The organism is Citrobacter sp. wls613 (genome assembly GCF_005281195.1).
GTDB classification, from domain to species: Bacteria; Pseudomonadota; Gammaproteobacteria; order Enterobacterales; family Enterobacteriaceae; genus Citrobacter; species Citrobacter gillenii.
On the sequence record NZ_SZXN01000056.1, the window covers coordinates 19,293 to 39,026 of the forward strand.

Annotated in this window: 18 protein-coding genes; 15 read left to right on the plus strand and 3 right to left on the minus strand. The window is 54.4% G+C overall.

The window, feature by feature from the left end; translation table 11 throughout:
* From lepB to acpS, 6 genes are all read left to right on the plus strand, one after another.
* A partial coding sequence (gene lepB / locus FDX01_RS10290) for a signal peptidase I (RefSeq protein WP_249360936.1) occupies window positions 1-826 on the plus strand: 826 nt, incomplete at its 5' end.
* A 270-nt stretch (window positions 827-1,096) separates the two neighbouring features.
* Window positions 1,097-1,777, plus strand: a complete 681-nt coding sequence (rnc, locus tag FDX01_RS10295) for a ribonuclease III (RefSeq protein WP_003037579.1) — start codon at window positions 1,097-1,099, stop codon at window positions 1,775-1,777.
* The gene (gene era / locus FDX01_RS10300; RefSeq protein ID WP_096756127.1) at window positions 1,774-2,679 is read left to right on the plus strand and encodes a GTPase Era; all 906 of its coding nucleotides are present in this window, start codon (window positions 1,774-1,776) and stop codon (window positions 2,677-2,679) included. The genes rnc and era overlap by 4 nt, the downstream gene beginning before the upstream one ends.
* A 31-nt stretch (window positions 2,680-2,710) precedes the next feature.
* Window positions 2,711-3,439 (plus strand): DNA repair protein RecO, encoded by a 729-nt coding sequence (gene recO / locus FDX01_RS10305; protein ID WP_096759353.1) that lies wholly within the window; start codon window positions 2,711-2,713, stop codon window positions 3,437-3,439.
* An 11-nt stretch (window positions 3,440-3,450) separates the two neighbouring features.
* Complete coding sequence (gene pdxJ / locus FDX01_RS10310) at window positions 3,451-4,182, plus strand: pyridoxine 5'-phosphate synthase (protein ID WP_115257752.1); 732 nt, start codon at window positions 3,451-3,453, stop codon at window positions 4,180-4,182.
* Entirely contained in the window at window positions 4,182-4,562 is a 381-nt protein-coding gene (gene acpS / locus FDX01_RS10315) for a holo-ACP synthase (RefSeq protein WP_115257753.1), read from the plus strand. The genes pdxJ and acpS overlap by 1 nt, the downstream gene beginning before the upstream one ends.
* On the opposite strand, the gene FDX01_RS10320 is transcribed toward acpS, so the two are convergent.
* Together FDX01_RS10320 and FDX01_RS10325 are read right to left on the minus strand one after the other, a co-directional pair.
* Window positions 4,559-4,819 (minus strand): YfhL family 4Fe-4S dicluster ferredoxin, encoded by a 261-nt coding sequence (locus FDX01_RS10320; protein ID WP_096756130.1) that lies wholly within the window; start codon window positions 4,817-4,819, stop codon window positions 4,559-4,561. The genes acpS and FDX01_RS10320 overlap by 4 nt on opposite strands.
* A 55-nt stretch (window positions 4,820-4,874) precedes the next feature.
* On the minus strand, window positions 4,875-5,723 hold the full coding sequence (locus FDX01_RS10325; protein ID WP_096756131.1) for a MurR/RpiR family transcriptional regulator: 849 nt from the start codon (window positions 5,721-5,723) through the stop codon (window positions 4,875-4,877).
* 116 nt (window positions 5,724-5,839) lie between these two features.
* Between FDX01_RS10325 and murQ the strand changes: the two genes are divergently transcribed.
* Genes murQ through tadA form a run of 4 tightly spaced genes read left to right on the plus strand, consistent with a single transcriptional unit; the run spans window position 5,840 to window position 9,300 of the window.
* A complete protein-coding gene (gene murQ, locus FDX01_RS10330) occupies window positions 5,840-6,733 on the plus strand; it encodes an N-acetylmuramic acid 6-phosphate etherase (protein ID WP_115257754.1) in 894 nt (297 codons plus the stop codon).
* Window positions 6,734-6,742: 9 nt separating this feature from the next.
* Window positions 6,743-8,107, plus strand: a complete 1,365-nt coding sequence (locus tag FDX01_RS10335) for a PTS transporter subunit EIIC (RefSeq protein ID WP_096756133.1) — start codon at window positions 6,743-6,745, stop codon at window positions 8,105-8,107.
* Between the two features lie 3 nt (window positions 8,108-8,110).
* Window positions 8,111-8,746, plus strand: coding sequence for a phosphatidylglycerophosphatase C (gene yfhb, locus FDX01_RS10340; RefSeq protein ID WP_096756134.1), 636 nt, complete (start codon window positions 8,111-8,113; stop codon window positions 8,744-8,746).
* Window positions 8,747-8,763: 17 nt separating this feature from the next.
* Window positions 8,764-9,300 carry a tRNA adenosine(34) deaminase TadA gene (gene tadA, locus FDX01_RS10345; RefSeq protein WP_137399728.1) on the plus strand — a complete coding sequence of 179 codons (537 nt, stop codon included), beginning with the start codon at window positions 8,764-8,766 and terminating at the stop codon, window positions 9,298-9,300.
* Between the two features lie 55 nt (window positions 9,301-9,355).
* Here the strand turns inward: tadA and mltF are convergent, their stop codons facing one another.
* Complete coding sequence (gene mltF / locus FDX01_RS10350; protein ID WP_137399729.1) at window positions 9,356-10,906, minus strand: membrane-bound lytic murein transglycosylase MltF; 1,551 nt, start codon at window positions 10,904-10,906, stop codon at window positions 9,356-9,358.
* 268 nt (window positions 10,907-11,174) lie between these two features.
* On the opposite strand from mltF, the gene purL reads away from it, so the two are divergent.
* The 5 genes from purL to glnB all read left to right on the plus strand — a co-directional run bounded on the left by purL (window position 11,175) and on the right by glnB (window position 19,688).
* The gene (gene purL / locus FDX01_RS10355; RefSeq protein ID WP_137399730.1) at window positions 11,175-15,062 is read left to right on the plus strand and encodes a phosphoribosylformylglycinamidine synthase; all 3,888 of its coding nucleotides are present in this window, start codon (window positions 11,175-11,177) and stop codon (window positions 15,060-15,062) included.
* 687 nt (window positions 15,063-15,749) lie between these two features.
* Complete coding sequence (qseE, locus tag FDX01_RS10365) at window positions 15,750-17,180, plus strand: two component system sensor histidine kinase QseE/GlrK (protein WP_137399732.1); 1,431 nt, start codon at window positions 15,750-15,752, stop codon at window positions 17,178-17,180.
* A gap of 23 nt (window positions 17,181-17,203) precedes the next feature.
* A complete protein-coding gene (gene qseG, locus FDX01_RS10370) occupies window positions 17,204-17,947 on the plus strand; it encodes a two-component system QseEF-associated lipoprotein QseG (protein ID WP_137399733.1) in 744 nt (247 codons plus the stop codon).
* Complete coding sequence (glrR, locus tag FDX01_RS10375; RefSeq protein ID WP_304571763.1) at window positions 17,947-19,281, plus strand: two-component system response regulator GlrR; 1,335 nt, start codon at window positions 17,947-17,949, stop codon at window positions 19,279-19,281. Before qseG ends, glrR begins: the two co-directional genes overlap by 1 nt.
* A gap of 68 nt (window positions 19,282-19,349) precedes the next feature.
* Window positions 19,350-19,688, plus strand: a complete 339-nt coding sequence (glnB, locus tag FDX01_RS10380; RefSeq protein ID WP_002438074.1) for a nitrogen regulatory protein P-II — start codon at window positions 19,350-19,352, stop codon at window positions 19,686-19,688.
* Window positions 19,689-19,734 lie beyond the last annotated feature (46 nt).

Consider the following 19,734-nt stretch of genomic DNA (forward strand, 5'->3'; position numbering starts at 1 on the left):
GCTGAAAAAAGTCTCCCCGAAGCCGGGCTGGCTGGAAACCGGAGCATCCGTGTTCCCGGTACTGGCGATTGTACTGGTGGTGCGTTCATTTATTTATGAGCCGTTCCAGATCCCATCGGGTTCGATGATGCCGACGCTGTTAATTGGTGATTTTATTCTGGTGGAGAAATTTGCCTACGGAATTAAAGATCCGATTTATCAGAAAACACTGATCGAAACGGGCCATCCGAAACGCGGTGATGTCGTGGTGTTTAAATACCCGGAGGATCCGCGCCTGGACTACATCAAACGCGCTGTCGGTTTACCGGGAGACAAAGTGACGTACGATCCAGTGGCGAAAGAGGTCACGATCCAGCCAGGATGCCGCTCCGGTCAGGCGTGTCAAAACGCATTGCCGGTCACGTACTCTGACGTTCAGCCGAGTGATTTCGTGCAGACGTTTGCACGTCGTAACGGTGGCGAAGCGACCAGTGGTTTCTTCGAACTGCCGCTGAGCGAAACGAAAGATAACGGTATTCGCCTGACCGAACGTAAAGAGACGCTGGGCGAGGTGACGCACCGCATTCTGACCGTGCCAATCGCGCAGGATCAGGTGGGGATGTACTACCGCCAACCGGGGCAGCAACTGGCGACCTGGATTGTTCCACCGGGACACTACTTCATGATGGGTGATAACCGCGACAACAGCGCGGACAGCCGTTACTGGGGATTTGTACCGGAAGCGAATCTGGTGGGTAAAGCGACGGGCATCTGGATGAGTTTCGACAAGCAAGAAGGTGAATGGCCGACCGGTGTTCGTTTAAGCCGTATTGGTGGTATTCATTAATTGCTGATAATCGTTCACGTTGTCGTCATAATGGCGGCAACGTGAATTATTTCTCGGATAAATTCCCGCAGACTAACGACATCCCTTGTCGTTGTGTATAGAATATTCCCCCGTAGTTTTAGGTTGGCACCGTCAGGTTGCCACGGCACACGAAACAGCGTTGATTCGTATACAAGCGCATTCAGGCGACGCCGAAACGGCTAACCGAGTGATGTATATCAGGTCTGTTTCGTGTGCTGGATTGTTGACGCATTCATTTATTGGTATCGCATGAACCCCATCGTAATTAATCGGCTTCAACGGAAGCTGGGCTACACTTTTAATCATCAGGAACTGTTGCAGCAGGCATTAACTCACCGCAGTGCCAGCAGCAAACATAACGAGCGTTTAGAATTTTTAGGCGACTCTATTTTGAGCTTTGTTATTGCCAATGCGTTGTATCATCGTTTTCCGCGTGTGGACGAAGGTGATATGAGTCGCATGCGCGCCACGCTGGTGCGCGGTAATACGCTGGCTGAATTAGCCCGTGAGTTTGATCTCGGCGAATGTTTACGTTTGGGGCCGGGCGAACTGAAAAGCGGCGGCTTCCGTCGTGAATCTATTCTGGCTGATACCGTCGAAGCACTGATCGGCGGCGTCTTCCTCGACAGTGATATTCAGACTGTTGAACAACTGATCCTTAACTGGTATCAAACCCGTCTGGATGAAATTAGTCCGGGCGACAAACAAAAAGATCCGAAAACGCGTTTGCAGGAATACTTGCAGGGTCGCCACCTGCCGCTGCCGTCTTATCTGGTAGTACAGGTCCGTGGCGAAGCGCACGATCAAGAATTTACTATCCACTGCCAGGTTAGCGGCCTGAGTGAACCGGTGGTTGGCACAGGTTCGAGCCGTCGTAAGGCTGAGCAGGCTGCCGCCGAACAGGCGTTGAAAAAACTGGAGCTGGAATGAGCGAAGAAAAAACCTATTGCGGATTTATTGCCATCGTCGGTCGCCCGAACGTTGGTAAATCCACCCTGTTGAATAATCTGCTTGGGCAGAAGATTTCCATTACCTCCCGTAAGGCGCAGACGACCCGTCACCGCATTGTCGGTATTCATACCGAAGGCGCGTATCAGGCTATTTATGTTGATACCCCGGGCCTGCACATGGAAGAAAAGCGTGCCATCAACCGCCTGATGAACAAAGCGGCCAGCAGTTCTATTGGTGACGTTGAATTGATTATTTTCGTCGTAGAGGGCACGCGCTGGACGCCGGACGACGAAATGGTGCTGAACAAACTGCGTGACGGTAAAGCTCCGGTTATCCTGGCGGTCAACAAAGTGGATAACGTCCAGGAAAAAGCCGATCTGCTGCCGCACCTGCAGTTCCTGGCAAGCCAGATGAACTTCCTCGACATCGTACCGATGTCTGCCGAAACCGGCATGAATGTCGATACCGTTGCGGGCATCGTGCGTAAGCATCTGCCGGAAGCGATTCATCACTTCCCGGAAGATTACATCACCGACCGCTCGCAGCGCTTTATGGCCTCTGAAATCATCCGTGAAAAGCTGATGCGTTTCCTCGGTGCTGAACTGCCGTATTCTGTGACCGTTGAGATTGAGCGCTTTATCCCTAACGAACGTGGCGGCTACGATATCAACGGCCTGATCCTTGTCGAACGCGAAGGGCAGAAGAAGATGGTAATTGGCAACAAAGGGGCCAAAATTAAAACCATCGGTATTGAAGCACGTAAAGACATGCAGGAAATGTTCGAAGCGCCTGTGCACCTTGAACTGTGGGTGAAAGTGAAATCTGGCTGGGCCGATGACGAACGCGCGCTGCGCAGTCTCGGTTACGGCGACGACGTCTAAACCCTTCCTCTGAAAGACGACGAGTATTATGATGGATGGATGGCAACGCGCATTTGTCCTGCATAGTCGCCCCTGGAGCGAAACCAGTTTAGTGCTGGACGTTTTCACGGAAGAGTCGGGTCGCGTGCGCCTTGTGGCTAAAGGCGCACGTTCCAAACGTTCCAATCTGAAAGGCGCACTCCAGCCTTTTACCCCATTATTACTTCGCTTTGGTGGACGTGGTGAGGTCAAAACCCTACGTAGCGCTGAAGCCGTCTCTCTGGCACTTCCGCTTAGCGGAATCACGCTGTACAGCGGTCTGTATATCAACGAACTCATTTCTCGCGTGCTTGAGTACGAGACCCGCTTTTCTGAACTCTTTTTCGATTACCTGAACTGTATCCAGGCGTTGGCAGGCACATCCGGTTCACCAGAGCCCGCCCTGCGTCGCTTTGAGCTGGCGTTGCTCGGTCATCTGGGCTACGGCGTGGATTTTGCCCACTGTGCGGGCAGCGGTGAACCGGTGGACGACACCATGACCTATCGCTATCGGGAAGAAAAAGGGTTTATCGCCAGCATCGTTATTGATAACAACACCTTTACCGGACGCCATCTCAAAGCACTTGCATCGCGTGAATTTCCGGATGCCGATACGTTACGTGCCGCGAAACGCTTTACCCGCATGGCGTTAAAGCCGTATCTTGGTGGTAAGCCGTTAAAAAGCCGGGAACTGTTCCGGCAATTTTTGCCAAAACGCGCAGTAAAAACAAATAATGATTAACGAGGATTGTCATGGCCGAATTACTGTTAGGCGTCAACATTGACCACATTGCCACTTTACGTAACGCACGCGGCACCGCATACCCGGACCCGGTTCAGGCGGCATTTATCGTTGAGCAAGCGGGGGCGGATGGGATCACCGTTCATCTGCGTGAAGACCGTCGTCATATTACTGACAGAGACGTGCGAATTCTGCGTCAAACGCTGGATACACGTATGAATCTGGAAATGGCGGTGACGGAAGAGATGCTGGCCATCGCGGTTGAAACCAAGCCGCATTTCTGCTGCCTGGTGCCGGAAAAACGTCAGGAAGTCACCACTGAAGGCGGCTTGGATGTGGCGGGTCAACGCGACAAAATGCGTGATGCCTGCAAGCGTCTGGCGGATGCGGGGATCATGGTCTCGCTGTTTATCGATGCCGATGAAGAACAAATTAAAGCGGCTGCTGATGTTGGCGCGCCGTATATTGAAATTCACACCGGCTGCTATGCTGATGCGAAAACCGATGCTGAACAGGCCAGCGAACTGGCACGTATCGCCAAAGCTGCGACCTTTGCTGCCAGCCTGGGTCTGAAGGTGAACGCCGGCCACGGCCTGACTTACCATAACGTCAAAGCTATTGCGCGGATCCCGGAAATGCACGAGCTGAACATTGGTCATGCGATCATCGGACGTGCGGTGATGAGCGGTCTGAAAGACGCCGTAGTGGAAATGAAACGTCTAATGCTGGAAGCGCGTGGCTAATGGCGATTCTGGGATTAGGCACGGACATCGTGGAGATTGCGCGCATTGAAGCGGTGATCTCCCGTTCCGGCGATCGGCTGGCCAGACGCGTCCTCAGCGACAACGAATGGACCATTTGGGAAACGCATCAGCAGCCGGTGCGTTTTCTGGCGAAGCGTTTTGCGGTAAAAGAGGCGGCGGCAAAAGCCTTTGGCACCGGCATTCGTAACGGGCTGGCATTTAATCAGTTCGAAGTGTTCAACGATGAACTCGGCAAGCCGCGTTTGCGGTTATGGGGAGAGGCGTTAAAACTGGCGGAGAAGCTCGGTGTTATGCATATGCACGTGACGCTGGCCGATGAACGTCACTATGCCTGCGCCACGGTCATTATTGAGAGTTAAAGCTTGTCTGCGTGATGCATTAACACAAACTTATCCCACAGCTGTTCTTCTGTTTCGATATGTGCCGGATCTTTCAAAATAGTATTGGGGATCGGGCACACCTTTTGACAGGTTGGCGTGTCGTAATGACCTACGCATTCCGTACACTTGTCGCTGTTAATCTCGTAAATGCTGTCACCCATTGAAATGGCCTCATTCGGGCATTCGGGTTCGCACATATCGCAATTGATACACTTTTTAGTGATTAACAGGGCCATCAGGAAACTCTCAAAACATCACAAATCGGGCGGGCATTATACGCGCATTCTTTGCTCAAACCAGTTTTTTTACCAGCGCTTCGCTGTGGCGGATCCGCTCCGGGGCATGTTCGAGATCTTGCTGCACCAGCGCCATAAACAGTAAATCAGTCAACATCATTTGCGCATGCGTTGATGAAATTGCGGCACTGCGCGTGGCCTGTTCTTCGGCAATGGTGTACAGGCAACGGGTGGCGCGCTGCTGTAGGGCATTGGGAGTAAAGCCAGTGATGGCGAGGATTTTTGCCCCGGTGCGTAATGTTTCATCCGCGGCCAGATTGAGTTCGCGTCGCTCTCCGCTATACGAAATGGCCAGCAGCAGATCGTTTGAATCCAGCGCCTGTACGGTCGCCAGCAGGGCATGCATATCGCGTTCAACGACCGCATTAAATCCTATCTTCAATAGCTTCCAGGCAAAATTTTGCGCCACCAGGCCCGAGGCGCCAATGCCGGTGAGGATAATGCGCCTGGCTGTGCGCAGCATCGTGACGCTTTCCATTAGTTTGTCTTCGCTATTGACGTCCAGCGTGGCATGCATCGCTGCCACGTTCTCCTTAATTAGCTTCTCACCTACCAGTCGCATAGGATCGTCACCGCGGATCTGATTGTGCACCGGAACCGAATGCGGATTGGGATTGCTGGCCAGCGCTTCGCTGATCGCCAATTTGAGGGCCGGGAAGCCTTTAAAGCCCATTTTCTGCGCGAACTTCACGACGCTGGACTGGCTAACGCCCGCTTCAAAAGCTAGCTGCTGAGAGCTGAGATGACGCACATTATCTGGTTGCGTAAGAAGATAATCCGCAAGCTTTTTATCGCTTTGTGCGAGGTCAGGGTAACGCTGACGAATGCGAATCAAACAGTTCATGCTGTCTCCTGGCGAAAACGTGATGGCGATTACAAAACAACATTTCACTCGCCTGAGTGAATATAATATTCCATTATGACGGATTATTATGAATTAAAAATTCCTAAGGAACAAAAATGAATCTCGGTGCGTTAGTGTCAGAAACCCGCAATCCACAAACGATGGATCTCGATGCGTTATCAACGCTTGAGCTGGTACATCGTTTTAATCAACAGGATACGCTGGTAGCGGAAGCAGTAAAAGCGACACTGTCTGAAGTTGCGCAGGCGGTTGATGCGGCTGCGCAGGCACTTAAAGCAGGCGGGCGGATTATTTACATGGGGGCAGGGACCAGCGGACGTCTCGGCGTGCTGGATGCCTCAGAATGTCCGCCGACTTTTGGTGTACCGCATGGATTAGTGGTTGGGCTGATTGCCGGTGGGCCAGGGGCGTTATTAAAAGCGGTTGAAGGCGCAGAAGATAACTCGCAGCTTGGGGAAGATGACCTGCGGGCGCTGAATCTGACCGCGCAGGATCTGGTTGTCGGTCTGGCGGCATCGGGTCGGACACCGTATGTGATTGGCGGCCTGAAATATGCGCATGCGGTGGGCTGTACGACGGTCGCGATTTCCTGTAATCCGGACTCACCTATTGCCCGTGAAGCGGATATCGCCATCTCCGTGGTGGTTGGTCCGGAGGCGCTGACCGGTTCAACCCGTCTGAAGTCGGGCACCGCGCAGAAACTGGTGCTAAATATGATTTCCACCGGTGCGATGGTGAAGTTTGGCAAGGTGTATCAGAACCTGATGGTGGATATGAAAGCGACCAACGCCAAACTGGTCGATCGGGCCTGCCGGATGGTGGTGGAAGCTACCGGCATTTCGCGCGAAGACGCTGAAACGTTACTGAAGCAGACCGACTTTGACGTTAAGCCCGCCATTCTGATGGCGCTGACCGGGCTAGACGCGACGGCAGCCAGGGCAAAACTCTCCGCTCACCAGGGTTTTTTACGCGCGGCGTTAGAACACTAAGAGGTACATATGGACAAAACGGCGGCGCTTGCCAGCGATATTCTGCTGGGGGTTGGCGGAGAAAAAAATATTCTGCGCCTGGAAAACTGTATGACCCGCGTCAGGGTAGAAGTCCAGGATGACGACCAACTGGATATTCCCCGGCTGAAGCAGCTGCCCGGCGTCAGCGGCTATGTGAAGCAGGGGGCGCAGCATCAGATTATTGTCGGTCCCGGTAAGGCCGCCAAAGTGGTGGATGCCATGCGTTCTCTGATTGCTGATGACGGCGAACGTCCGCATGCACACGACATTGAACGCACAAAATCTCAGGTGAAAGCGAAGTACAAAGCGCCAATGAGCGATGCGCTGCGTAAACTGGCAAACGTCTTTATTCCGCTGATCCCGGCGTTTATCGCCTCCGGTTTGATTACCGGTATTATCAATATCCTCAAGCGCCCTGATATTGTGGGCGACTTTGCCACCCATTATCCCAATATGCTGGGGCTGTTAGGTATTTTCGGCAGCGCCGTTTTTGCCATCATGAATATTCTGGTGGGGGTGAATACGGCCAAAGTGTTTGGGGGTTCGCTGGCAATGGGCGGCGTAATGGCCGGCATTCTCTCCAGCCCACAGCTAGCGCAAATTACCCTGTTTGGCGAGGCGCTACAGCCCGGGCGTGGCGGGGTGATTGCGGTGCTGCTGGTGGTGGCGTTAATGTGCTGGATAGAGCGCAAATTCCGCGAGGTGTTGCCGGAATCGCTGGAGTTGATCCTTAATCCGTTGCTGACCACCCTGATTACCGGGACGGTTGCGATTGTGGCGCTACAACCGCTCGGTGGCTGGATCTCCGAGTCCATTGCCCACGGCGCCTCCTGGGCGATTGATCGCGGCGGTTTCCTGGTCGGCGCGGTGCTGGCGGGAACGTTTCTGCCGCTGGTGCTCACCGGACTCCATCAGGGACTGGTGCCGATTCACGTGGAACTGGTGCAGGCGCATGGCTATAACGCGCTATTTCCCATCCTGGCGATGGCCGGGGTCGGTCAGATTGGCGCCGCAATTGCTGTTCTGATGAAAACCCGTAACGCACGACTGAAAAAAGTGATCAAAGGCGCGCTGCCGGTCGGGTTACTGGGCATTGGCGAGCCGTTGATTTTTGGCGTAACGCTGCCGCTGGGTAAACCGTTTATCGGCGCTTGCCTCGGTGGTGCGGTCGGTGGGGCGCTGATCAGCTACTGGAAAGTGGCGACGGTTATCACCTTTGGTATCTCGGGATTACCGCTGGCGCTGACGATTGTTGCCGGAAAAGTGATGTTCTATCTGTTAGGCTATCTGGTAGCGGTTATCGCCGGGTTCTTGTTTACCTGGCTATTGGGGTTCAACGATCCTGAGGACTAAGGTTTGACCAATCACGAGCGTCGCGTTGTTTTTTTTGATTTGGATGGTACGTTACACCAGCAGGATATGTTCGGTAGTTTTCTGCGTTATCTGCTGCGCCGCCAACCGTTGAATGCGCTGCTTGTACTGCCGCTGTTACCGATTATCGCGGTGGCGATGTTGATCAAAGGGCGCGCCGCCCGTTGGCCAATGAGTTTGCTCCTGTGGGGATGCACTTTTGGTCGGCGAGAAGCACGCCTTAAAGCCCACCAAGCTGATTTTGTGCGTTGGTTTCGCCATCACGTGACGGCGTTTCCGCTGGTGCAGCAGCGTCTGACCACCTATCTGTTAAGCTCTGATGCGGATATTTGGCTGATCACCGGTTCCCCGCAGTCGCTGGTCGAGCAGGTTTACTTCGACACCCCGTGGCTGCCTCGGGTGAATCTTATCGCCAGTCAAATGGCGCGCGGTTACGGTGGCTGGGTGCTGCCTTTACGCTGCCTCGGCCATGAGAAAGTCACCCAACTGGAACGCCAGATTGGCGCCCCACTGGCGCTGTATAGCGGCTACAGCGACAGTAAGCAGGACAATCCGCTGCTCTCGTTCTGCCAGCATCGTTGGCGCGTCACGCCGCGTGGAGAGCTGCAGCAACTCGAATAGAGTAAACGATAGCGTCTGTGTATAATGCGCCCGCTTTGATTACTGGAGTTCTGCCTTTGTCTGATGTTGAATTTAGCCACGAATACTGGATGCGTCATGCGTTAACGCTAGCAAAGCGCGCCTGGGATGAGCGTGAGGTTCCGGTAGGCGCGGTTCTGGTGCATAACAATCGTGTAATTGGCGAAGGCTGGAATCGGCCGATTGGTCATCACGATCCCACCGCTCATGCTGAAATCATGGCGCTGCGTCAGGGCGGGCTGGTCCTGCAAAATTACCGTTTACTGGATGCCACACTGTACGTCACCCTTGAGCCATGTGTGATGTGTGCGGGTGCAATGGTACACAGCCGTATCGGTCGGGTGGTATTTGGTGCGCGTGATGCGAAAACGGGGGCCGCAGGTTCGTTAATGGATGTACTGCATCATCCGGGCATGAATCACCGGGTTGAGGTGACAGAAGGCATATTGCGTGATGAATGCGCCACCCTGCTCAGTGACTTCTTCCGTATGCGTCGTCAGGAAATTAAAGCCCTGAAAAAGTCCGTCACGGAGTGATTACAGCGGTAGGCCGGATAAGGCTTTTAAGCCGCCATCCGGCATGAGCATGCCACTACTTTTCCTCCTTCTTCTGCGGGGAAAACAGCAGTGAAGGGGTGTGCGTCAGATAGTTCGACGAGGTTTGCGAGAGAAACGCTGAGAGCGGAAATTTCTCTTTCCCTAACAACTCTGCGGGCGAAACCGCCGGATAATCCTGCGCCAGTTGCTGCGTTTCGATCGCCTGCTTTTCTTTCTCCTGCAGATATCCCACCAGACTTATCTGATACTTACGGATATTCTCTACGTAGGCATAGGCTTCGTGGCCGCGTGCATAGCCATAGGTCAGTTTTTTGTACCAGGGCTTTTGGCTGAGCAGCGGCAAGCGCTGTTTTACGTCGGCCCAACTGTCCGGGTTACCTTTGGTTTTTACCGTCAGCGCGCGGGCATCCAGCATATGCGCATACCCCATATTATAGGCGGCAAGCGCAAACCAGATCCGTTCGCCCTCGGGGACGGTATCCGGAACTTTACTCATCATATCTTGCAGATAGCGAGCGCCCCCGCTGATGCTTTGCTCGGCGTCGGTTCGGTCCGTTAATCCCAGACTCTGGGCGGTATTTTTGGTCAGCATCATCAGACCACGTACGCCGGTCGGCGAGGTGGCCTGCGCATCCCAGTGCGATTCCTGATAAGAGATGGCCGCCAGCAATCGCCAGTCTATCTCTTGCGCATATTTCTCAAACAGCGGCTTGAGATCAGGCAATACGCTGTCGACCGCCCGTAAGAACGTGCGGGTATCGACATAGTCAAAATCATTGCCATGCCCGAGATATTTTTCTTCCAGCCGCGCCAGTAACCCGTCTTCATTGATGGTGTTAAAGAAATCAAGCAGGGCGGCGGAAAGTGTATTGTCATCGTCCAGCGGGCTAAACCAGGTCACCGGTTGTTCGTCAGAGACATCCAGTGCGACGGCCAGTTCAGGGTGTACGCGCTGATACAGACTTATCGCTACGGAATCGGCAATGGTGTAGTCCAGCTTGCCGTTGATGACATCATCGAGCAGTTCCGTGGTGCCCTTTTTATCATCGATCTTCCAGCTCAGCTCAGGAAATTTTGTTTCTTTCAGGTGTTGCAGGTCATTCACCACCACGTGCCCGGGGGCGATAGTCAACTGTTTATCTGTCACGTTGGCCAGGGTGCGTGGACGATATTGCCCGACCCGATACACCAGTTGCTGGGAAACCGAGTAGTAGGTGGGGCCTGGCTGGTAATTTTTGACCCGTTCGCTGTTATAGACCAGACCGGCGGCGAGCAGATCGGCCTTGCCGTTGTCGAGGTCGTCAAAAAGCTGGCTGATATTCTGGCGCACGGTGATTTTTAACTTCACGCCTAAATAACGGGCGAACTGTTGGGCCAGCTCATAATCCAGCCCGAAGCGTTTCCCGGTAAGAGTGGAATGCGTTAACGGAGAGTCAATGGTACTGACGCGCAGCTCTCCCCGCGATTGAATGGCGGCGATACGATTGTCGGCTTTACCGAACCAAGGAATGGATGGCCACAAGGCCGCTGCCAGCAGCAACGTCAAAATGCCGATAAACAGATAATTAATCTTTAATTTTTTCAATTAGTTAATTCTCTGAACCGTGCGTTGTTTCAGCCTGCTATGCTCGCGATTAAGAAGTGAATTCATCATCAATGAGCGGCATTTTGCTTAAACTTGCGTCAGTTGGCAACTCCTTCAGCAGGGGGGCAGCATTTGAGGATAACTGACGGTTGTGATTTTATTTCGACGCAAACGGTTTCGTCGGCGCGGCAGATTCTTTATAATGACGCCCGTTTCCCCCCTTGCGCACACTTATAAGCGCCTCAGGCGCTTCGAAGACGAGAGACTTATGATGGAAATTCTGCGTGGTTCGCCTGCACTGTCTGCATTCCGTATTAACAAATTGCTGGCGCGTTTTCAGGCGGCCAATCTTCAGGTTCACACTATTTACGCCGAGTATGTCCATTTTGCTGACCTGAATGCCCCGTTAAACGAGGATGAGCATGCGCAACTTGCACGCTTGTTGCAATACGGTCCGAGTCTCAGCAGCCACGTCCCTGAGGGCAAGCTGCTGCTGGTTACGCCTCGCCCGGGAACCATCTCCCCCTGGTCTTCTAAAGCGACTGATATTGCCCATAACTGCGGCTTGCAACAGATTAGCCGTCTGGAACGTGGTGTTGCCTACTATGTTGAAGCCTCCACGCTAAGCGCTGAACAGTGGCAGGAAGTGGCTGCGGTGTTACACGACCGCATGATGGAAACGGTTTTCTCTGCGCTGGACGATGCACAAGCGTTGTTTGCTCATCACCAGCCGGCGCCGGTTTCTAGCGTTGACCTGCTGGGTACAGGTCGCCAGGCGCTGATCGACGCGAACCTGCGTTTGGGTCTGGCGCTGGCAGACGATGAAATCGACTATTTACAGGATGCGTTTATCAAACTGGGACGCAACCCGAACGACATCGAGCTGTACATGTTTGCGCAGGCCAACTCTGAGCACTGCCGCCATAAAATTTTTAACGCCGACTGGGTAATCGACGGTAAACCGCAGCCGAAGTCGCTGTTCAAGATGATTAAAAACACCTTCGAAACCACGCCGGATCACGTCTTGTCTGCCTATAAAGACAACGCGGCAGTGATGGAAGGCTCTGAGGTCGGGCGCTACTTCGCCGACCATCAAACCGGTCGTTATGATTTCCATCAGGAGCCTGCGCATATCCTGATGAAGGTCGAAACCCACAACCACCCGACCGCTATCTCTCCATGGCCGGGCGCAGCAACTGGCTCCGGCGGTGAAATCCGCGACGAGGGTGCGACCGGGCGTGGCGCGAAGCCGAAAGCTGGGCTGGTGGGTTTCTCCGTGTCCAACCTGCGTATTCCGGGCTTTGAACAGCCGTGGGAAGAAGATTTCGGCAAGCCGGATCGGATCGTTACCGCACTGGATATCATGACTGACGGCCCGCTGGGCGGCGCGGCGTTTAACAACGAATTCGGTCGCCCGGCGTTGACCGGCTATTTCCGTACCTATGAAGAAAAAGTGAATAGCCACAACGGTGAAGAGCTGCGCGGCTATCACAAACCCATCATGCTGGCCGGTGGGATCGGCAACATTCGCGCCGATCACGTGCAGAAAGGTGAGATCGTCGTCGGTGCCAAACTGATCGTCCTCGGCGGTCCGGCAATGAACATCGGGCTTGGCGGCGGGGCGGCGTCTTCAATGGCCTCCGGCCAGTCCGATGCCGATCTGGATTTTGCTTCCGTACAGCGCGACAACCCAGAAATGGAACGTCGTTGTCAGGAAGTGATCGACCGCTGCTGGCAGATGGGGGATGCGAACCCGATTCTGTTCATCCACGACGTGGGTGCGGGCGGTCTGTCTAATGCGATGCCTGAGCTGGTCAGTGACGGTGGACGCGGCGGTAAGTTTGAGCTGCGCGATATCTTAAGTGATGAGCCAGGCATGAGTCCGCTGGAGATCTGGTGTAACGAATCTCAGGAGCGTTACGTCCTGGCGGTTGCTGCAGATCAGTTGCCCCTGTTTGACGAACTGTGTAAGCGCGAGCGCGCACCGTATGCGGTAATCGGTGAGGCCACCGAAGAGCAGCATCTTTCGATGAATGACCGTCATTTCGATAATCAGCCGATCGACCTGCCGCTCGATGTGCTGCTGGGCAAAACACCAAAAATGACCCGTAATGTGCAAACGCTGAAAGCGAAGGGCGAGCAGCTTGCGCGTGAGCAGATTACGCTGGCCGATGCGGTCAACCGCGTGCTGCACCTGCCTGCCGTCGCAGAAAAAACGTTCCTCGTAACCATCGGCGACCGTACCGTCACCGGCATGGTAGCGCGCGACCAAATGGTCGGGCCGTGGCAGATCCCGGTAGCGAACTGCGCAGTGACCACCGCCAGCCTGGATAGCTATTATGGTGAAGCGATGTCTCTCGGTGAGCGTGCGCCGGTTGCGCTGCTGGACTTCTCTGCCTCTGCCCGTCTGGCAGTGGGGGAAGCGCTGACCAACATTGCGGCGACGCAGATTGGCGATATCAAACGTATCAAGCTCTCCGCAAACTGGATGGCGGCAGCCGGCCACCCTGGCGAAGATGCCGGGTTGTACGAAGCGGTCAAAGCGGTAGGGGAAGAGCTATGCCCGGCGCTTGGCCTGACTATCCCGGTGGGTAAAGACTCCATGTCGATGAAAACCCGCTGGCAGGAAGGCAACGAACAGCGCGAAATGACCTCGCCGCTGTCGCTGGTGATCACCGCGTTTGCCCGTGTGGAAGATGTCCGTCACACCATCACCCCTGAACTCTCAACCGAAGACAACGCCCTGCTGCTGATTGACCTCGGTCTGGGTCATAACGCGTTGGGTGCGACTGCACTGGCGCAGGTCTATCGCCAACTGGGCGACAAACCGGCGGATGTCCGCAACGTTGCGCAGTTGAAAGGCTTCTATGATACCATGCAGGCGCTGGTTGCTGCGCGTAAGCTGTTGGCCTACCACGACCGTTCTGACGGTGGTCTGCTGGTGACGCTGGCGGAAATGGCCTTTACCGGTCACTGCGGTATTCAGGCGGATATCAGCACGCTCGGCGATGACCGCCTGGCGGCACTGTTTAACGAAGAGTTAGGTGCGGTGATTCAGGTTCGCGCGGCGGATCGTGAGGCGGTAGAAGCGCTGCTGGCACAGCATGGCCTCGGCGACTGCGTTCACTATGTTGGCCAGGCTGAAGCCAGCGACCGTTTTGTGATTACTGCCAACGGTCAGACGGTGTTCAGCGAAAGCCGCTCCACGCTTCGTATGTGGTGGGCAGAAACCACCTGGCAGATGCAGCGTCTGCGCGACAACCCGGAATGTGCCGATCAGGAGCATGACGCCAAAGCCAACGATGCCGATCCCGGTCTTAACGTAAAACTGTCGTTTGATATTAACGAAGACGTTGCAGCCCCGTACATCGCCACCGGCGCACGCCCCAAAGTGGCCGTGCTGCGCGAGCAGGGTGTTAACTCTCACGTTGAAATGGCTGCGGCGTTCCACCGTGCGGGCTTTGACGCCATCGACGTTCACATGAGCGATCTGCTGGGCGGGCGCATTGGTCTGGGGAATTTCCAGGCGCTGGTGGCCTGTGGCGGCTTCTCTTACGGTGACGTATTAGGTGCCGGTGAAGGTTGGGCGAAATCCATTCTGTTCAACAACCGCGTGCGTGATGAGTTTGAAACCTTCTTCCATCGCCCGCAGACGCTGGCGCTCGGGGTGTGTAACGGCTGTCAGATGATGTCTAATCTGCGTGAACTGATCCCGGGTAGCGACCTGTGGCCACGTTTTGTGCGTAACCACTCCGATCGCTTTGAAGCGCGCTTTAGCCTGGTAGAAGTAACGCAAAGCCCGTCGCTGTTGCTGCAGGGTATGGTGGGTTCCATGATGCCGATTGCCGTTTCTCACGGTGAAGGGCGTGTGGAAGTCCGTGATGATGCGCATTTGGCGGCACTGGAAAGCAAAGGTTTGGTGGCGTTACGTTTCGTCGACAACTTTGGCAAGGTCACCGAAACCTATCCGGCTAACCCGAACGGTTCGCCAAACGGGATCACGGCGGTGACCACCGAAAATGGCCGCGTAACGATCATGATGCCACATCCGGAACGTGTGTTCCGCACGGTGAGCAACTCCTGGCACCCGGAAAACTGGGGCGAGGACAGCCCGTGGATGCGCATCTTCCGTAACGCGCGTAAACAACTCGGCTAACACGACCGTGTGATGTTCAAGGCCCCTCCACGTGAGGGGCTTTTTTTATGTTGTAGGTCGTATAAGGCGTTTACGCCGTCATCTGGTAATGTGCGCGATACTGCCTGATGGCGCTGCGCTTATCAGGCCTACGGGGAAGAGCGGTTGTAGGCTGGATAAGGCGTTTACGCCGCCATCCGGCAATAAACTCAGTGTTTGCGCCGCAAAATTAAAGTGTCGGGAATTCCCGACATCGAGGGTAGGGTGGCGTCGTCAAAAAGAGACATTTAATTAATTGATTTATAAGTGTTTTGTTTTTAAGTGCTACAGGTGTTGCTAATTAGCGACACATAGCGCAAAAAACAGCCAAAACCATTCATCGATTAAATGAATATATTTTGTATATTTATCATTGTGTTAATATAATGTTTTGAATATTGGCACGCTTGCTGCATAATACTAAGCAGTGGCTCATTCACCTTCTTATGTCAGCCCCTTCGGGACGCGCTACATAAACTTCGAATGACGCACAACAAGGTGCCTGCCGTCCAACTTCTGATATTTGCCTTGCGCATATCAAACTCCGGGCGAAACGTCGAGTTAGGCACCGCCTTATTCCATAACAAAGCCGGGTCATTCCCGGCTTTGTTGTATCTGGCGTTCCCCTCAGTTAGCATCGTCCTATCCCTTTTCGTTGAGAGTAACGCCTTGAAGCGCTGGTCTGTTTTCCCCCGGTCTTTACGTCAGTTGGTTACGCTGGCATTTTTGCTGATCCTGCTGCCTCTGTTAGTTCTGGCCTGGCAGGCATGGCAAAGTCTGAATGCCCTAAGCGCCCAGGCGGCGCTAACCAATCGCACCACGCTGATTGATGCCAGGCGGAGTGAGGCGATGACTAACGCGGCACTGGAGATGGAACGCAGCTATCGGCAATACTGCGTGCTGGATGACCCGACACTGGCGAAGGTTTATCAGGGGCAGCGTAAACGTTACAGCGATATGCTGGATGCCCATGCGGGTGTGTTGCCTGACGTCAAACTCTATCAGGCGCTTCGCCAGGATCTGAACGATCTCGCGCAGTTGCAGTGTCAAAACAGCGGCCCCGACAGTGTGGCGGCTGAACGTCTTGAGGCTTTTGCCAATGCCAATACCGAGATGGTGCAGGCCACGCGAACCGTGGTCTTCTCGCGCGGCCAGCAGCTGCAACAAGAAATTGCTGAACGTGGTCAGTTCTTTGGCTGGCAGGCACTGGTACTGTTTCTCGTTAGCCTGGCGATGGTGCTGCTGTTCACGCGGATGATCATCGGTCCGGTAAAAGCCATTGAACGAATGATCAACCGTCTGGGGGAAGGCCGCTCGCTGGGCGATACCGTATCGTTTACCGGTCCGCGAGAGCTGCGATCGGTGGGGCAGCGTATTATCTGGCTGAGTGAGCGCCTGTCGTGGCTTGAATCTCAGCGGCATCAATTTTTACGCCATCTTTCACATGAACTCAAAACGCCGCTGGCGAGCATGCGTGAGGGAACCGAACTGCTGGCCGATCAGGTCGTTGGCCCACTGACGCCGGAACAAAAAGAAGTTGTCGGCATTTTGGATGACAGCAGCCGCAATCTGCAAAAACTGATTGAGCAACTGCTTGATTACAACCGCAAGCTGGCCGATGACGCGATTCAACTGGAAAGGGTTGAAATCACGCCGCTCGTGGAGAGAGTGGTTTCTGCACATAGTCTGCCCGCGCGCGCCAAAATGATACATACTGATGTGGCGCTGGCAGAAAGCGTCTGTCTGGCAGAGCCGGTGCTGTTAACGAGCGTGCTGGACAATCTTTATTCCAATGCGGTGCACTATGGTGCTGAATCCGGTACCATTTGCATCCGCAGCAGCTTGCATGGTGCGACGGTGTACATTGACGTAATGAATACCGGCGAGCCGATTCCGCCAGCAGAAAAGACCATGATCTTCGAGCCTTTTTTCCAGGGAAGCCATCAGCGAAAAGGGGCGGTAAAAGGAAGCGGATTAGGACTCAGTATCGCCAGAGATTGCATCCGCCGTATGCGGGGGGAGCTGTACCTGGTCGACGATTATGCGCAAGGCGTTTGTTTTCGCATCGAACTGCCGCTATCTGCAATGAAAAACCATTAAAAATGAATCTAAGTCTGGTGAGTATGCCACACGTTGTTGTCCGAATGCTTAAACGACATTTTTTCCGCCGCGTATTATTGCTGAGCGTGCCGTGCCTGGCGCTGGTGGGGTGTGTGCCGAACGCGGTGGATCATATTATCGGCGATCCTTCACAGGAGAAAATTCCGCCCCATCAGTTGGCGGATTACCTTTCAACCGAGTGCGCAGATATCTGGTCACTGCAGGGGCAGTCTACGGACAGCAATCCGTTGTACTGGCTGCGTGCCATGGACTGTGCTGACCGCCTGATGCCAGTTCAAGCCCGTAGTGAAGCCAGTACCCAGCTCACTGACACCTGGCAGGGCGCGTTTAAGCGCGGGATCCTGCTCGCCAGTGCCAATATCACACCGCCGGAAAGACGAGATGTGGTGACGCGACTTGATGCGCTCAGTCCGCAAATTCCGGCGCAGGTACGGCCGCTGTATCAGGTCTGGTTTAGCGGCCAAACTCTGCAGTTACAGTTGGCCGAAGAGCGCATGCGCTACAGCAAACTTCAACAGTCGTCAGACAGCGATCTTGATACGCTGCGTCAGCAGCAACAGCATTTGCAGACGCAGCTCGATCTCACTACCCGCAAACTGGAAAATCTGACCGACATTGAGCGTCAGCTTTCCACGCGCAAGCCTGCCGGCAGTTACAATCCTGATGCGCTGCACGGGAATGAAAAACTCTCCACACCTGACGATGCCGGGGGCACCGGGTCCTCGAGCGAGGAGGTAACGCCATGATAAGCCGTAAACCCGCACATTTGCTGCTGGTCGATGACGATCCGGGATTGTTGAAATTACTCGGCATGCGTTTAACCAGTGAAGGCTACAGCGTCGTGACGGCGGAAAGCGGGCAGGAAGGGTTACGGGTGCTTAACCGTGAAAAGGTGGATCTGGTCATCAGCGATCTGCGCATGGATGAAATGGACGGCATGCAGTTGTTTACCGAAATCCAGAAAGTCCAGCCGGGTATGCCGGTTATTATCCTGACCGCGCATGGTTCAATTCCGGATGCGGTAGCTGCAACTCAGCAGGGCGTGTTTAGTTTTCTGACCAAACCGGTCGATAAAGACGCGTTATACAACGCCATTGACGGGGCGCTGGAACAATCTGCCCCGGCGACCGATGACGGCTGGCGCGAATCGGTTGTCACCCGCAGCCCGTTGATGCTGCGTCTGTTAGAGCAGGCGCGTATGGTGGCGCAATCGGACGTCAGCGTGCTGATTAACGGCCAAAGCGGTACCGGCAAAGAAATTTTTGCCCAGGCTATCCATAACGCCAGCCCGCGCGGCAGCAAACCTTTTATTGCGATTAACTGCGGCGCGTTGCCGGAACAATTGCTCGAGTCCGAGCTGTTTGGTCATGCGCGAGGCGCGTTTACCGGGGCGGTGAGCAATCGTGAGGGGCTATTTCAGGCCGCCGAGGGCGGGACGCTGTTTCTGGATGAGATAGGCGATATGCCCGCGCCATTGCAGGTGAAATTGCTGCGTGTGTTGCAGGAGCGTAAAGTTCGCCCCCTTGGCAGCAACCGTGATATCGACATTGACGTGCGGATTGTCTCCGCAACGCACCGCGACTTACCCAAAGCGATGGCGCGGGGCGAATTCCGTGAGGATCTCTACTACCGCCTTAACGTGGTGAGCCTGAAGATCCCGCCGCTGGCTGAACGTACGGAAGACATTCCCTTGCTGGCAAACCATCTGCTGCGTCAGTCCGCTGAACGGCACAAACCGTTTGTGCGCGCATTCTCGACCGATGCCATGAAGCGTTTAATGACCGCCAGCTGGCCGGGCAACGTGCGTCAACTGGTCAACGTTATCGAACAATGCGTGGCGCTCACCTCATCGCCAGTGATCAGTGACGCGCTGGTGGAGCAGGCGCTGGAAGGTGAAAATACCGCCTTGCCAACCTTTGTTGAAGCGCGTAACCAGTTTGAACTGAACTACCTGCGTAAGCTGCTGCAAATAACCAAAGGCAACGTGACCCACGCAGCGCGAATGGCGGGGCGCAACCGCACCGAATTCTATAAATTGCTTTCTCGACACGAGCTGGATGCAAACGACTTTAAAGAGTAGCACCGTAAATACGACTGATTTATGATACGGTGAGCAGCCGGTTACGCGATAAAAACGACAGGAAAACCATGAAAAAGATTGATGCGATTATTAAACCCTTCAAGCTCGACGACGTCCGCGAAGCGCTGGCAGAAGTGGGCATTACCGGTATGACCGTAACGGAAGTGAAAGGCTTTGGCCGTCAGAAGGGCCATACCGAGCTGTACCGTGGTGCGGAGTACATGGTGGATTTTCTGCCGAAGGTAAAAATTGAAATTGTGGTTACCGACGACATCGTGGATACCTGTGTCGATACCATTATTCGCACGGCTCAAACGGGTAAAATTGGCGACGGTAAGATTTTTGTCTTTGACGTGGCACGCGTGGTGCGTATCCGTACTGGCGAAGAAGACGACGCAGCAATTTAAGCCGCGCCGTGCTTGCCGGATGGCGGTGTAAACACCTTATCAGGCC

Excerpts from the sequence above, each read along its gene's own strand:
- FDX01_RS10335 (WP_096756133.1), top strand. The coding sequence starts at position 6,743 with ATGGACAAAACGGCGGCGCTTGCCAGCGATATTCTGCTGGGGGTTGGC.
- pdxJ (WP_115257752.1), top strand. The coding sequence starts at position 3,451 with ATGGCCGAATTACTGTTAGGCGTCAACATTGACCACATTGCCACTTTA.
- acpS (WP_115257753.1), top strand. The coding sequence starts at position 4,182 with ATGGCGATTCTGGGATTAGGCACGGACATCGTGGAGATTGCGCGCATT.
- purL (WP_137399730.1), top strand. The coding sequence starts at position 11,175 with ATGATGGAAATTCTGCGTGGTTCGCCTGCACTGTCTGCATTCCGTATT.
- era (WP_096756127.1), top strand. The coding sequence starts at position 1,774 with ATGAGCGAAGAAAAAACCTATTGCGGATTTATTGCCATCGTCGGTCGC.
- FDX01_RS10320 (WP_096756130.1), bottom strand. The coding sequence starts at position 4,819 with ATGGCCCTGTTAATCACTAAAAAGTGTATCAATTGCGATATGTGCGAA.
- rnc (WP_003037579.1), top strand. The coding sequence starts at position 1,097 with ATGAACCCCATCGTAATTAATCGGCTTCAACGGAAGCTGGGCTACACT.
- recO (WP_096759353.1), top strand. The coding sequence starts at position 2,711 with ATGGATGGATGGCAACGCGCATTTGTCCTGCATAGTCGCCCCTGGAGC.
- glnB (WP_002438074.1), top strand. The coding sequence starts at position 19,350 with ATGAAAAAGATTGATGCGATTATTAAACCCTTCAAGCTCGACGACGTC.
- murQ (WP_115257754.1), top strand. The coding sequence starts at position 5,840 with ATGAATCTCGGTGCGTTAGTGTCAGAAACCCGCAATCCACAAACGATG.
- FDX01_RS10325 (WP_096756131.1), bottom strand. The coding sequence starts at position 5,723 with ATGAACTGTTTGATTCGCATTCGTCAGCGTTACCCTGACCTCGCACAA.
- qseG (WP_137399733.1), top strand. The coding sequence starts at position 17,204 with ATGCCACACGTTGTTGTCCGAATGCTTAAACGACATTTTTTCCGCCGC.